This window comes from Microbulbifer variabilis, from assembly GCF_023716485.1.
Taxonomy (GTDB): Bacteria; Pseudomonadota; Gammaproteobacteria; order Pseudomonadales; family Cellvibrionaceae; genus Microbulbifer; species Microbulbifer variabilis_B.
The window spans coordinates 2,936,048-2,949,637 of the sequence record NZ_CP092418.1; the positions used below are offsets into that span (position 1 = coordinate 2,936,048).

At 41.0% G+C, this 13,590-nt stretch carries 12 protein-coding genes; 4 read left to right on the top strand and 8 right to left on the bottom strand.

Annotated features, from left to right (window positions below):
* The first annotated feature begins 47 nt into the window (after window positions 1-47).
* The gene (locus tag MJO52_RS13210; protein WP_252082124.1) at window positions 48-902 is read left to right on the top strand and encodes a sulfotransferase family 2 domain-containing protein; all 855 of its coding nucleotides are present in this window, start codon (window positions 48-50) and stop codon (window positions 900-902) included.
* A 35-nt stretch (window positions 903-937) separates the two neighbouring features.
* Here MJO52_RS13210 and MJO52_RS13215 read toward each other — a convergent pair whose 3' ends face one another.
* Both MJO52_RS13215 and MJO52_RS13220 read right to left on the bottom strand, forming a co-directional pair.
* The gene (locus MJO52_RS13215; RefSeq protein WP_252082125.1) at window positions 938-2,332 is read right to left on the bottom strand and encodes an MFS transporter; all 1,395 of its coding nucleotides are present in this window, start codon (window positions 2,330-2,332) and stop codon (window positions 938-940) included.
* A 475-nt stretch (window positions 2,333-2,807) separates the two neighbouring features.
* A complete protein-coding gene (locus MJO52_RS13220) occupies window positions 2,808-4,190 on the bottom strand; it encodes an MFS transporter (protein ID WP_252082126.1) in 1,383 nt (460 codons plus the stop codon).
* A gap of 211 nt (window positions 4,191-4,401) precedes the next feature.
* On the opposite strand from MJO52_RS13220, the gene MJO52_RS13225 reads away from it, so the two are divergent.
* Entirely contained in the window at window positions 4,402-5,148 is a 747-nt protein-coding gene (locus MJO52_RS13225) for a sulfite exporter TauE/SafE family protein (RefSeq protein ID WP_252082127.1), read from the top strand.
* Window positions 5,149-5,358: 210 nt separating this feature from the next.
* On the opposite strand, the gene MJO52_RS13230 is transcribed toward MJO52_RS13225, so the two are convergent.
* From MJO52_RS13230 to MJO52_RS13250, 5 genes are all read right to left on the bottom strand, one after another.
* Window positions 5,359-6,495: a hypothetical protein gene (locus MJO52_RS13230; protein ID WP_252082128.1), complete on the bottom strand. Its 1,137-nt coding sequence runs from the start codon at window positions 6,493-6,495 to the stop codon at window positions 5,359-5,361.
* 293 nt (window positions 6,496-6,788) lie between these two features.
* Entirely contained in the window at window positions 6,789-7,052 is a 264-nt protein-coding gene (locus tag MJO52_RS13235) for a DUF7660 family protein (RefSeq protein WP_252082129.1), read from the bottom strand.
* Window positions 7,049-8,134, bottom strand: coding sequence for a fibronectin type III domain-containing protein (locus tag MJO52_RS13240; RefSeq protein WP_252082130.1), 1,086 nt, complete (start codon window positions 8,132-8,134; stop codon window positions 7,049-7,051). The genes MJO52_RS13235 and MJO52_RS13240 overlap by 4 nt, the downstream gene beginning before the upstream one ends.
* Before the next feature lie 309 nt (window positions 8,135-8,443).
* Window positions 8,444-8,653: a helix-turn-helix domain-containing protein gene (locus MJO52_RS13245; protein WP_252082131.1), complete on the bottom strand. Its 210-nt coding sequence runs from the start codon at window positions 8,651-8,653 to the stop codon at window positions 8,444-8,446.
* Between the two features lies 1 nt (window position 8,654).
* The gene (locus tag MJO52_RS13250) at window positions 8,655-9,164 is read right to left on the bottom strand and encodes a hypothetical protein (RefSeq protein WP_252082132.1); all 510 of its coding nucleotides are present in this window, start codon (window positions 9,162-9,164) and stop codon (window positions 8,655-8,657) included.
* Between the two features lie 139 nt (window positions 9,165-9,303).
* Here MJO52_RS13250 and MJO52_RS13255 point away from each other — a divergent pair, with 139 nt between their 5' ends.
* Entirely contained in the window at window positions 9,304-11,379 is a 2,076-nt protein-coding gene (locus tag MJO52_RS13255) for an alpha/beta hydrolase family protein (RefSeq protein WP_252082133.1), read from the top strand.
* Window positions 11,380-11,770: 391 nt separating this feature from the next.
* Here the strand turns inward: MJO52_RS13255 and MJO52_RS13260 are convergent, their stop codons facing one another.
* Window positions 11,771-12,154: a hypothetical protein gene (locus MJO52_RS13260; protein WP_252082134.1), complete on the bottom strand. Its 384-nt coding sequence runs from the start codon at window positions 12,152-12,154 to the stop codon at window positions 11,771-11,773.
* Between the two features lie 428 nt (window positions 12,155-12,582).
* Between MJO52_RS13260 and MJO52_RS13265 the strand changes: the two genes are divergently transcribed.
* Window positions 12,583-12,978 carry an IS30 family transposase gene (locus MJO52_RS13265; RefSeq protein ID WP_252086002.1) on the top strand — a complete coding sequence of 132 codons (396 nt, stop codon included), beginning with the start codon at window positions 12,583-12,585 and terminating at the stop codon, window positions 12,976-12,978.
* The last annotated feature ends 612 nt before the right edge of the window (window positions 12,979-13,590 follow it).

Genomic DNA, 13,590 nt, shown 5'->3' on the forward strand with positions numbered 1-13,590 from the left:
CTCAATCTCAATCAAGTAAATTTTTCATTATCATTACAAAAATTCAAATGAAAAAGCTCTTACGAAAATTGACCTTTACTCCCTCTACTGAGGATATTTCAGACGGAAAAGTTTCACATAGCCAAATACTCCCCCAGAGTTCCCCTCCCCCCCCAAAAATCTATTTCAGCCATGTCCCTAAATGCGCAGGCTCATCAGTTTACTTATCTCTTAAAAAGGATATTTATACTCCCCATAGACTGGGAGAGTTCGATATCAAACTGCAGGAAAGTAAATATGCAGCCGACATATTAGAAACCTCAATGATGTCTGTAAGAGAGACTGTACTTGCTTACAATCTATCCATTAAATCAAACTTTTTTGGCCGGGGGCACTGCTTCTGCCGTCCCAACCTGATAAGAAACTTCTATCACGAATGGAATTTCTTAACAGTATTAAGGGACCCTATCGAAAGATGGATATCACTCTATGTTTACAACAGCTTCAAAGAAAGTAAATGGTCTAAAAACACACTCCCCTTAAATAAATACATCCAATCTAACAAAGGAATTGTTGCCGGCCAAACCTTTCTCTACTATTTCTCAAATTTAAGCCTAACCCGTAATCCAAGCCCTGCAGATTACATCGAACAAGCACTTTCCAACCTGCAACAATTTTCAATTGTTGGCACAACCAAACACTTACACCTGCTGGCAAACCAGGTCAGCGAAGACTTTAAAGTCAATTTAAACATACCCCAAATAAACATAAGCCCAAACAGTGAACTTGCTCAACAAATAAAATCCGAAACGGGGACATTGAAGAAAATTGAAAAGATTTGCGAGTATGATATAGAACTTTACAATAGGTTTCTTGATAATCTTGGGCCAATCTACTCAAAAAAAACTCAGAGGAATACTTAGAAGTAATCAACGAATAAAATATAAAAGCTCCTATTTCAACAGCAACCATTCCCTACAATTCGCTTCCTTCCATTAATAAAAAACACACTCACCACCACACCCAACAAAGCCAAGTGTGCATTCATCAAAAAGGCCCTACTCATACCTGTTGCTAGATCTGGAGCCAGTGCAACGATTGTCGTATTCAAGCCCAGGCCAATAGCACCGCCAATAATCTGAAACATATAAATAATGGCTGCTGCGAGGCTTGCACGGTTGAAACGAAGGATCAATATCGCTGCCGTCGTCACAGTTGGATAGAACAAGCCCATACCAACCCCCATCAATATCAGGCCCGGGACAAAAGTAGTTGGATCAATTTGAGCACTAAGCCTCGAAAGAACCAACATACCGGCCCACATAAATAAGGCCCCTAGACTGGAAAGGCGCTTGGCCCCATACCGCCCATAGAGATGTCCAGCCAGAAAAGAGGTGGCACCAAAAGCAAGCATCATGGGGAGCAATGCAATACCACATTGGATCGCAGAAAAACTCCAAATCTTGCTTAGAAATTGGGGGATAAACATAAGTGCAGCAATAAATGCCACAGAGACCAGCAGGGTCGCCACTCCCTCCGCTAAGAACTTCTTATTCTTCACCACATCGATGGGAATTAGCGGCTCTTCTGAGGAGTGGTAATCCAAACAGATAAAAACTGTAAAGAAAATCGCAAACGCCAAAAATAAAAGTATGGTTCGATAGTTAGCAAATCCCATATCTACCGACAGGTCCAATCCAACCAATAGCGCAAGTAATGCCAATGAGAGGAAGAGTAGCCCCATTAAGTCTACACGCTCAGAGGGAGCCTCAGGCAAGTCACTACCAATCAGTCGCCAACAAACCAACATTGCTACCAAAGTTATCGGGAGGTTAAGAAAGAGAATCCACCGCCAGCCTAAAGAATCAGTCACAATACCGCCAATAATTGGGCCAAGTGCGTTAGCGACAGCACAGCCAAGCATTAATAACCCACCAGCCACCCCTGCGCGTTTACTATCCAGCAGGTGGTATGTCATTCCAATCACGGCGGGCCACATCAAAGCACCACCAATGCTCAACATTACGCGACACCCCATCAACATCCAGATGTTAAGGGAAAAGCCCCCCAGCAATGAGAATAGCGAAAAAAGTGAGGCGCCCATGAAGAAAGTTCGGCGCCTACCCAACATATCGGCTAAACGCCCACACGATATTACAGAAACACCAAAAGCCAAGGCATAAGCATTAACCAGCCACATTGTTGTAGTAAGATCGATATTAAAGGTTTTTTGAATCGCAGGTAAGGCAACTGAAAAGGCCGTATAGTCATACCCAATAAGGAAAATAGAGAAAATTAACGCCGCCAGCCCCAAACTGCGGGTTTCAGAAACCGTTAACCCCTTTAAATTCATTATTTTTACTCACCTAGCCATAAAACACGTTTTATCGACTACTCCATTTTCTGCCCCCAACAAATACAGCAACTTTAAAACTTCGCTACTTTGTACTCCAAGCATTATTAAAGTCCTTTCTACAAGTCGTTAAATTTTACCTGCCAAGTCAAAAATCACACTAAAACAGCATTCCCCTCTCACTATTTCATTAGAGCATTCATTAGTGACCATCGCTTAAAAATAATCCTTAGCCCCCTTCCACAACTGTAAATCATGAAGTGAATCATTCATTAGCCAAGCACAATAGAAAAATACTGAAAAAGAAGCTGATGTTTACCCAAACACAAAGCCTTCAATCTTCCATTCGGCAAAAAGAGTTAGATCTCACACCCCGCAAAGCACTGTTAAATTGAATTGCTCCTCAAACAGATCATCAAAAGTGATCTTGAAATTTTACCCAGCAGACAAGATATATAAAGCGTCAAAACAAACCTCAAGAAAAACGTGCATCAACACCTTTCAAAAAATAAAGCGGCAATAAAAAACCAAGAAAAGTTATAAAAGCATCCACCTCAAAAATCCTGTAGACACCTTCAGCAATATCATCATAATAGGCTAGGATTATTGCGTTGAACCCAAGAGCAAGCGCACCACCCAAAAAACGGAACATATAAACAATTCCCCCCGCGAGACTTGACTTACTGGGATCAACCAAAGCAACGGCAGCAGTAACCGCGGCTGGTGAATAGACTCCTAAACTTGCCCCTACCAATGCCAGCCCAGGGATAAAAAAAACATAACTTGTGGATTCATTGAGTACTGACAGCCAATAGAGCCCGACACTCATACCAAGGGCTCCGCTACAAATTAACAACCTTGCACCACACTTTTCGTGTATCAATCCAGATACAAAAGAAAAAATACTGGAGCTTACCATCATTGGCAAAAGTGCAACCCCTGCCATAAGGGCACTATATTTATGAACCTTAATAAAAAGTAGAGGTATATAAACAAGGACAGCAAAGAAGGCTGTCGCAACCAACAAAACACTAAACACTATAGATAGAAAACTGGCATCTTTTATCAACTCAACGGGTATTAGCGCAGCAGATCCCTTACTGATCTCTCTACAACCAAACCCCACAAGAAATAACATTGAAGAACACAACAATAAAGTGGAAAATAATCCAAAAGCATGCTTTTGAGCCAGCACTTCCATAGCCAGCAAGAAACAAAATAGTGACACTGAAAGCAATAATGCACCCAGATAATCAACATCCTCCTCAATTCTCACTACTTCATCAGCTGGGTACTTCCTACAACACAAAAAAATTATTATAAATGCCAATGGTATGTTGACAAAAAGGACCCACCTCCAGGTTAGGTACTCACTAAAAAAACCACCCAATATGGGCCCTAGGGATGTCGACAAACCAAGGGCAGCCAGTATTAACCCTCCCGCCAAACCGGCTCTCTCTGGAGGTAACAGGTTATAAGCCATCCCAAGAATCGCGGACCAGATCAACGCTCCAGCAAACCCCATTAATGCCCGACATAAGAGAAGCACCCATAGATCTTGTGCCAAACCACCCACAAGCGAGGACAACGCAAAGACAATAACGCCAAATATAAATAAGCGCCTACGGCCGTAAACATCTGCCAGTCGACCACCAGTCACAATGATCACTCCATAAGTAAGAGAGTAAGCATTAATTACCCAGTGGACTGAAGTAAAATTTGAGGAAAAATTGGCAGCAATCGCCGGTAATGCAGGAGAGAAAGCTGTAAAGTCCCCTGCAACCAAGAAGACGGCAAGAGAGAGAACAGATAAGCCCCAATAGTGAAGTGATGTGAGTGTACTTTTATCTGCCATCATAAAAAACTATTGAGTGATAACATTCTATTATTTACCAGCCTAAGAAGGCAGATTTGACGTGAAATAATGTGAGGAAACTGTAGATATTTTCATATAATTCGACTTGCTCCAAAATAGATATCCTTTACCACAACCACTAGCCTTAAAATATTTTTATGCTTACCTTTAAGAAATAAAAATCCCTATTGTAGGCACGAAAATCCTCTGACACATGATCATTACCCTCCTTCTAATTCTCGGCCTGATTACTGGCTACATTTCTATTATGGCTGCAGGTGGTGGCGCACTGCTGCTGGTACCACTAGTAGGATTTCTAGTTGGCCCCCATTTAGTCGCCCCGGTATTAACAACAGGAAATGCGATTGCATCCCCATTCGGCGTGTATTTATTTTGGAAGCACATAGATTGGAAGGTGGCATTATGGCTAATCCCAGGCATCATACCTGGAGCAATTATTGGCGCCTACGTTTATACCCAGATGCACCCGCTATTAATAGAGTTTACTGTCGGCTTATTCTTAGTTTCGACCATATTTCAGTTTGGATTCGGGCATAAGAAACGTTCATTTGTTATGTACCTGCCGTACTTTCCCATGCTCGGATTTGTCACCACACTCTTCTCTTCAATTATTGGCGCTGTAGGCCCCGTACAAAATCCTTTTTTCTTAAATTACGGACTTAACAAAGAGGAGCTAGTCGCAACCAGAGGGGTAAGCTCTTTAATGATGCACTCGACGAAACTTGTCGCTTACTTCCATTTTGGCGCGCTTAACACTGAATTAATCACTTACGGCTTGACCATTGGACTGGGAATTATGACAGGCATGTTTATAGCAAAACATTTCCTAAAGATAATAAGCATACAAAAATTTAACAGCTACGCACTTTCGATCATGTTTGTATCTGGATTGATTTTAATTTTTCGAGTTAGCGTGCAGCTATGGGAGGCAGTTTCATGATCCACAAAATCATAATTAAAACTGACAAGCAACAATTCAATTTTGAAGCCTTTGAAAACCTTAAGACCTTATGATTTCACCTGACACAAAAGAACACCCCCTTCAACAAACCCAGCCACAAAAAAATCAAAACATCTTATAAGCCCCACACCAACATAAAGACCACGAGATTATTATCTTTAACTCTTTGGATATACTCACAATTAGACATTAACCCTCATTTCCTTTCCCTTTCCCCTTCCCTTTAAGATATTCTTCCTGAGATATTTCTTGCCCATGCCGGAGGGCATCATTAAACAGTCGATTATTGCTAGGAATTGGAGTTTGACTTTCCTCTTCACCATAAAATTTTCTGTATATATTTTTAGTCTGATGATCCCTCCTAAACATGACTGACTCAAAAGGATAGTCAATAAAAATATGCCTTAGATTTAAATATTCACCTGTTTTAATCGGCATCAGCACAGACCTCAAAGACGTATAGTAATTTTTACTTTCAACTTCAATCTTCTTTCTTCGTGGATCATCTTCTTTCAAAGAGCGCCATTTCTCGTATAACTCATGTCCTTTTCCACCTTCAATTGTGGTTCTCTTTGCAATAGATGCATATGCATCCTTACCCAGTAGAGCTACTGCAAACTCAGGAGATTCTTTTGCATATATCATCTCAGGAGAGTTCACTTGTATTTCTGCAACCAAACCACTACTCGTTTTAATTTTAGAATTTACTCCGCTATAACCTAACGGATCGACAGATCCATCAATAACTTTTACCATTGCCCCTTTTTCCCTAAGCATTCCAACCACTATAGGGATTTTATCCTGCGGTACAACAATGGTATTCCTTGCAAGATCTTTGATTCGAGTTGGGTCACCGCCGTAATCATTAATAACTTTTTCCTTAGATCTCTCTAATGACTTTATCGGCACTTTAGCAACACTCCCCTCATTCATAGCCGCTATTTTATCGGCCAGAAGGTCAATTTCTTTCTTCGCTGCGGGAGCTTTTGCATATAACTCATCAAAGCCTTCGATCTTCTCTGAGTGGAACGATGACTGATCGCTTTTTGAAGCCTCATTTGGTGCATACTGATGAGACTCAATCCCAACAGGCAACCAATTTTTATTTTTCTTTGAGCTCCCAACAAATAAATTAATGACATAACATCTAGAATCAATAACGCAACTGTCTTTAATGGCACTAGATTCCTGCCAGAACGAATTAGGCCTTGAAAAGCAGGACTGAGCCAGTGTCGCAGAATCAACCTTTAAAGGTACCAACAAGCCACATACTAAATAAATGACATTATAAAGAGTCAAATAACATAAAATTGAGCGACTACTCATGTATCGACCCCAATAGAAACGTTTACTCACAGTTTATATCTGGAGAGTAAAAAATGGATACTTTAAGGTAATCAGCGACAAGAGTCAGAATAAGATTACCCAGAATTACTATATCACTTAAATAACTTTGAAGGTGTAAATATGGATTTCACCCAGCACCATTTAGACCATTATCAGGGAGTGCCATCTTGCCTGCCTAATCACCAATGGAAAACATTTGGCAAGCTCCAGGATAACCGCTTATTAATTTCCAAATATATTATCCTAGGAGATAAGTAGGATTCCCTGGCAAATCATTCATAAATTCTTGCTGCATAAATAATTTCAGCAAAGACTTTCCACTGAACATTTTCAGGCATACCCTTCCCTTGATTTGCATAAAATCCATCCATATCTTCTGTCCATGCAGCCATTGCTTCGAGAAAATTGGCTAAATCAGTATTTTCCCAGGTTGATGCGTTATTTTTGAAATCCTCAAGTACATCCAAGATGAAACTGGAAAAATCAGCCCTTGTTTTAATTTCACCCAGCTTATTTGGCAGATCTAGTGATTTCATCGATCTTCACCTTCTTCACGGATACGAATAGATGTACCATCGTTACGACTGGTAAACTTAAATGATCTGGTGGATAACTCCTCTGATGTGGCGGGAATTATTCTTATCGGCTTACTCGCCTCTTGGAAAGCTTTGAGTCTTCTATTATCCAGGGAGTAAATCTTTCCGTCACGACCAAAAACCCGAATAGGAGGGACATCATACGCAGTTACTTTACCCTCTTTAAGGTTTTGAATTAAATCTTCAACTTTACGACCATTTGAAAACGTCGGCTTAATGCTATCCTGGGTAAATCTAACTTCTTTGGGATTTATCAGACCCTTTCGGATCACAGCAACCCTTGGGGATGCTACCCACTCACTGTAGGACGTAAAACGACCTCCCGTAGCATAAGACCGAACTCGAAACTTGTAAGAACCACTCTTTAATCGATTATTTTTTTCAATTGGGAGGGTTACTGAAACAATTTTTGCTCCCATATAGACTGAGGACCATGTTGCGCAATCATCTTTACACTGCTCAATTTCATACCCCGTTACTTTTGCTCCAGTATCTGGAGCCTCCCATTGAACTTTGACCGTTCCATGAGATTCTGGGTTGTCTGAAGCAGTAATCACTGATAAGGGGGCTGACTGTACAGGAGGCTGTACCTGCTGAACTCGCTCTCCCTCGCCACCAGAAACGGTAACATTTCTTGGCGAAGAAGGTGGGATAGCTACATTTACCCACTTTTCATTGGAATAAGTGCCACATCCACCATTATTACAAGCCCGGACCTTAAATCCCCAAGATCCTGTAGATAGCTTTTTAACCCGATAAGAATGCCCAGCAATTTTTATGGGCTTAGACCAAAATCCATCATTTTTTTGCTTTACAAGCTCATAGGTGTCTACCGTCTCTGGGGGAGGATGCCAAGTTAACGTTATATCCCCAGTTCGACTTTTCATTTCCGAGACAGCTATTTCAACTTCTGAGGGCGGTGCCACCCCAAAGGCTGACTGACCAGAAAAGTTATTAGCAAAGGTTATAAGAGAAAAAGAAAGTAAATATAAATATGTAATGATATGCAGTTTAAAAGCCACTACTATCACCCGAAAATTTATATTGGTGAGTGGGAACTACCAATTGCCATATTACGGCTGACAATTATAGGGTATAGCTTAGCTATAAAAGAAGATAGCTGCTGAATTACTGGTCAGCTTTTAATGTGGAAAGTTGATGAACCACTACAGAAAAAATTTTAGGAAAGTAATACAATGCAAGAAGATATACGGAGTCCAAAAGTTTATTCTTAAAGGTAACCCCGTACACTAATGTTAGATTCTGGCGAAATTTTAATTGACTATAACCTAGCCCCTTTAGCTTTTCCTATGAAATATCCAGTGAGTAAGTCACTCATCTCGCCTGAACTCTAAAATATCACCGGGCTGACACTCTAGTGCCTCACATATTGCCGATAGGGTGTCAAACCTAACTCCCTTCACTTTACCACGCTTCAGCAGGGAAAGATTAGCCTCAGTAATTCCTATCTCTGCTGCCAACGACTTTGAACTGACTTTTCGCTTAGCCAGCATTACATCCAAATTGACAATGATAGCCATGCTAAACAAACTCTTTGTTTTCTTGATCGATTTGTTTTGCTGCACGCAAAATATAGAGGACGCTCACTAGCACGAACAATGTAAATAGCCTGCCGATATCAAGTGCAAGGAATAGAGTAAACTCATTATCATGCACATACGATAGATAACTAAGCCACAGCGACTCCAACATACCTAGTGGGATTGAAACTCCATAAAGCCAAACTAGCCATAGATAGCATCGGTCACTCTCCTTACCAAAATAATCACCCTTGGCATACTGCCCAAAAAGTCGCCAAAGCCAGTAGATAAACAAACCGGAAAGCACAAAAGTTGGTAATTGGCCGAGGAATAGCATCGGTCTGAACTGATCACCTAACCCCCACAACTCTTGAAAAACTGGATTACTACTATTGAAGCCATTTATATCATAGAAAAAATAAATGATTGGTAAGCTAGTAATAGCAATAAGGCTAATTACCACGATTGCCCAACGTAGACGCGTACTTAAAACCTGGATCTTGTAGTTCACAATTTTGCTCCCACTGGATAGGCAGGCATTATACAACAATATAATATTTCTGCAATTAAGCAATAAATTATTGCTTTACAATAATTTATTACTCATCTACAGTATTCCGCGTAGTCATTGTTGATAAGGAGTAAAACTCATGGAATTACAAAATCATCGCTGGTCAGTACGCAAAGCCATCTGTTGGCTGAGTCTTGCAGCCGCATTTAGTGGCTGCAGTGTGAACCTTCTCGTGGAGGATTCAGCATCGGCAGAAATTCAGCAGGAGCTACTCCCAGTTGAGAGTTTCTTTAATGACTCTGTAATTAGTGGGGTCAAATTATCTTCAGATGGGCAGTGGCTGGCCTGGTTCCAGCTGTACAATGGAGCACCAAATATTTATGTAATGCCGAGTAACGGGAACATTGAAGACGCTTTCCCACTAACCACTTTTACTGACGGAGTCGATGGCTTTTCTTGGGATAAGCATCAGCTCGGTATGTTTGTTTCTAAAGACTCCAATGGGAACGAGCAACATCAGATCTATCGGCTGGATCTGGAGGAAAGAGCAAAACGTCTAAATCTGCTCAATACCATAAAATTAACATCGAAAGCTGGCGTAAATTATACCCTAGCGGGACAGGCTTCAGGAAATGCTAAAAGCCTCACTCTTATGGCTAATCATGACGATCCAAAAAGGTTAGATATTTATCAACTGAATACAGAATCTGGTGAGTTAAGCTTATTAATGTCGAACACTCAGCATTTCCAGAGCATACTAATTGATGATGAAGGAAAGCCTGTAGTAGGAGTCAGGGATAACCCTGACACCTCAGCAGAGATGTATATTCTCAAAGATAATTCCTGGCAAAAAACTCTAACAACAAAACCAGGAGAAATATTAGAACTTACTCAGTATAATTCAGATCTTGAGAGGGTGTACTTCGAATCCAGCTTTGGCGAGACTGATACTTCAGGGTTAAAACAGCTGGATTTAAATTCAGGGATAATTGTTGACATTCACACCGATCCCAATCAACGATCTGATGTTTATAAGACATTGTTCAACAAGGATGGTGAACCTCTATTGGTTTCTTACTACTATGGATACCGCGAAGATTACCCAATTAGCAAGGAGTTCCAAAAGCACTGGCAATATATCAATGGTCAATTCTCACGCAGAGTAGAAATTGATGTTGTCTCTATAAATGAAAAATCGGGAACTTGGCTGTTGGACATCGCTAGCGATATCGATCTGGGAGCTTTTTATACCTACAGTCAAGTAGACCAATCGCTAACACGCTTGATTGATAAAGATACGAAGCTAGATTCTCAGTCTCTAGCAGAAAGACGTTCTATCACCTATCAGGCCCGTGACGGTATCAGCATCCAGGCCTATTTGACGCTACCCAACGGCAAGAGTAGTCAGTTACCGCTAGTGGTATTGCCGCATGGTGGCCCATGGGCTAGAGACTATTGGAGACTGAGTGATAGCTTTTTCAACCGTGTGTCCCAGCTGTTAGCAAATCGTGGATATGCCGTTTTGCAACCTAATTTTCGTGCATCGACTGGCTTTGGTGAAACCTTTATCGCTTTGGGTAATCGCCAGTGGGGAAACGGTGCGATGCAGCATGATCTGACGGATGGTGTTGAGTATTTAGTAGAACAAGGTATTGCAGACAAAAATAGAGTGGCAATTATGGGAGGCTCTTATGGAGGCTATGCAGCACTTTCTGGGTTAACTTTCACCCCAGATGTATACGCAGCCGCGATATCTTTCGTTGGCCCCTCGAATTTAATTACTCTAACAGAGTCATTTCCTGAGTATTATCGGCCAAAACTTTCCCAGTGGTTCAAAGCAGTCGGTGACCCTTTGATTCAGTTTGATCGAGAGGATATGCAAACCAGATCACCTATAAACTTTACGGATCAAATTAAAGCTCCTTTGCTATTAGTGCAAGGTGCAAATGATCCTCGTGTTACTCAACTTGAATCTGATCAAATTGCTATAAAAATGTATCAAGAAGACTTGGATGTCGAGTATATTTTAGCTAAAGATGAGGGGCATGGATTTAGCAAGCGCATTAACCTGATGGCTTATTTAATAAAGATGGAAGAGTTTCTTGCTGAGCACCTTGGTGGTGAATTGAATCCTGAAATCCCTGAAGAGCTTACTGCTCACCTGGCAGGGCTTGAAGTTGATATATCAAAATTAGCCGAGAAGCATTCTAAATAGATTAGCTCTGAACTTACGCTAACCGCTCTTATAGGCCACCTGGCTTTAGCTAACAACCCTCATCATTGGTTAAAGCCAGGTCACTATTAATGAGAGAGAGTTCAAGTTGAAAATATACAAAGTTTAAGGCACAGCTATATATAGAATCTTAATCAGCCCATCTTGAGAATACCAACCTCTTAAATTTATCTCCGTTCAGACAGGCATCATGGTAAAATGTATTGTGGTCACACACCGATGGCAACCCTCGTAGAGGATAAAAATATCGGGAAGGATAAACTCATAAACTGAATTTGACATGACAGAGAACCTCTGAAAAACTGGTAACGGTCAGGTCAAGCCTGACTACTATAGAACTCTGAACACTACTCCATTAGGCAATTAATCGCTACTATGGACGAACTCTTGATGCTTGATTAAGTCTTCTAGAGTACTCAGTAAAAGTCATCTCATCCTCATCCAGCTGTGCAGAATAATCAAACTCACATTCAAATGTCTTTAAAGGTGGAGACGCAATAAAATGAACAATATTCCAACCCCCCATATCTCTATCTAAACAATACTCTTTTAGCTCATTTACAAGCATTGTAAGCTTTCTAAGCGCCTCCACTGATAGATCAAATGCTCCGTCTACAGATCTTAACTCTCCGACCCAAACAGAAATAAAAGAAGGCTTTTCAACATGCATAGCAAGAGCATGTATTTCACTCGAAACATCTGGAGCCTCACAATATAGCAATTTTGCAACTTCAGAATATATTTCTTGATCCGTCATAGTAACTTAACCTTAAGCCTAGATTCCTTTAACAATCAATACACTTGGCAATAGTAAAAGGGATCAGTTGACCGTAGGCTGGTTAGATTCTACATAAACAAGTCAGAAATCCCATGGGAACCCATTCCAACCAGCTGATCTTGAAAGAACTATATCAGATAGAAGCGTTCATGGGACAGAACTGTTCAGCCCGAGCCATTGCTCAACACCTCCATTGAGTCCAATAAGACCATCTCTCGTGAGCTTGGTCGTCGCAGCCATTACTGTGCCGAGAGTGTATATCGTCTTGCACTGCAACGGGGACGCGGAGCCCTTAAGCATTCCAAGCTCGACTTTACCATGCAAGTACAAATTGACCACCAGCTAAAAATGCAAGTCCTGAACAAATCGCTGGGCGAAAGCGGTTAGCTGCTCAACTTTTTCGCGGGATCAGTCAACTTAACTGGAGGTCACGATTACGAAAGAGGGGTAAACCTTACCATAAACGGAGAGGTTCAGAGGCAAGCGCAAAGCTTATTTCAGAGCGCATAGATATTGTTCAAAGACCTGTGATTTTTGATGAAAACACTGAGATTGGTCACTGGGAAGGTGATACAGTTTATGGTCAAGATGGTTATCTAGTGACACTGGTTGAACGAGCTTCCAAATTATTGCTCACTCGCAGAATCCCAAATAAGAGCAAGAAAACAGTGGGGCGGGCAAACAAGCGGATATTGAAGCCATATCAGGCCATCTGTAAAACCATCACCTCCGATAATGACGGAGAATTTACAGATCATCAATTGATTACGCAGAAGCTAGGGTACAGAATATACCACTCCTGAGAGCGTGGGCTGAATGAAAAAACAGATGACCTTTTGAGACGCCTCTTCCCGAAAGGAGTGGGAATTGGCAAGATACCCAAAAGCCGTATTGATGATGCAGTGTTTCGAATCAATACTCGACCAAGGAAGGTGTTAAATTACTCGAGTCTAAATAGAGTTTTTGGTGGGTAAGCGTGTGTCACTTATGGTGGCAATCTAGGCTTTGGGTCATCGACTTATTTTTTAACTCAGAAACCATATGACTTGTCACTATGCATACACCTATATATGGCTGGCCTTAAAACTCCGTAAAATAGCACAAGTGCCCCCAAAACTAATATATCAATAATCATAGGTTCCGTAAGCCTAAGCACCCAAAGCACGGGCATTAACACTCCAAATGGAAGCCAATAGTTCATAGATAGCTTACTCGTGTGAAGAACCTTTTTCCTCAAGACTCCCTCAACAAACAATAAATCCAGAGTAATTAAGTCCAACCAATAAATAAGAATGTTTATATAAGTTAATGATGAAATCCAAATAAAAAATTGATCGACCAACGATTCCATAATAATAAATACAGATTTTTAGGCGTGAGGCCATCGATATTATTTACGAAGGCTAAGGAGGGAA

What these genes read in the sequence shown, in the direction of transcription:
- MJO52_RS13220 (WP_252082126.1), bottom strand. Translation starts at nt 4,190, where the DNA reads ATGATGGCAGATAAAAGTACACTCACATCACTTCACTATTGGGGCTTA.
- MJO52_RS13245 (WP_252082131.1), bottom strand. Translation starts at nt 8,653, where the DNA reads ATGGCTATCATTGTCAATTTGGATGTAATGCTGGCTAAGCGAAAAGTC.
- MJO52_RS13260 (WP_252082134.1), bottom strand. Translation starts at nt 12,154, where the DNA reads ATGACGGATCAAGAAATATATTCTGAAGTTGCAAAATTGCTATATTGT.
- MJO52_RS13215 (WP_252082125.1), bottom strand. Translation starts at nt 2,332, where the DNA reads ATGAATTTAAAGGGGTTAACGGTTTCTGAAACCCGCAGTTTGGGGCTG.
- MJO52_RS13255 (WP_252082133.1), top strand. Translation starts at nt 9,304, where the DNA reads ATGGAATTACAAAATCATCGCTGGTCAGTACGCAAAGCCATCTGTTGG.
- MJO52_RS13210 (WP_252082124.1), top strand. Translation starts at nt 48, where the DNA reads ATGAAAAAGCTCTTACGAAAATTGACCTTTACTCCCTCTACTGAGGAT.
- MJO52_RS13225 (WP_252082127.1), top strand. Translation starts at nt 4,402, where the DNA reads ATGATCATTACCCTCCTTCTAATTCTCGGCCTGATTACTGGCTACATT.
- MJO52_RS13235 (WP_252082129.1), bottom strand. Translation starts at nt 7,052, where the DNA reads ATGAAATCACTAGATCTGCCAAATAAGCTGGGTGAAATTAAAACAAGG.
- MJO52_RS13230 (WP_252082128.1), bottom strand. Translation starts at nt 6,495, where the DNA reads ATGAGTAGTCGCTCAATTTTATGTTATTTGACTCTTTATAATGTCATT.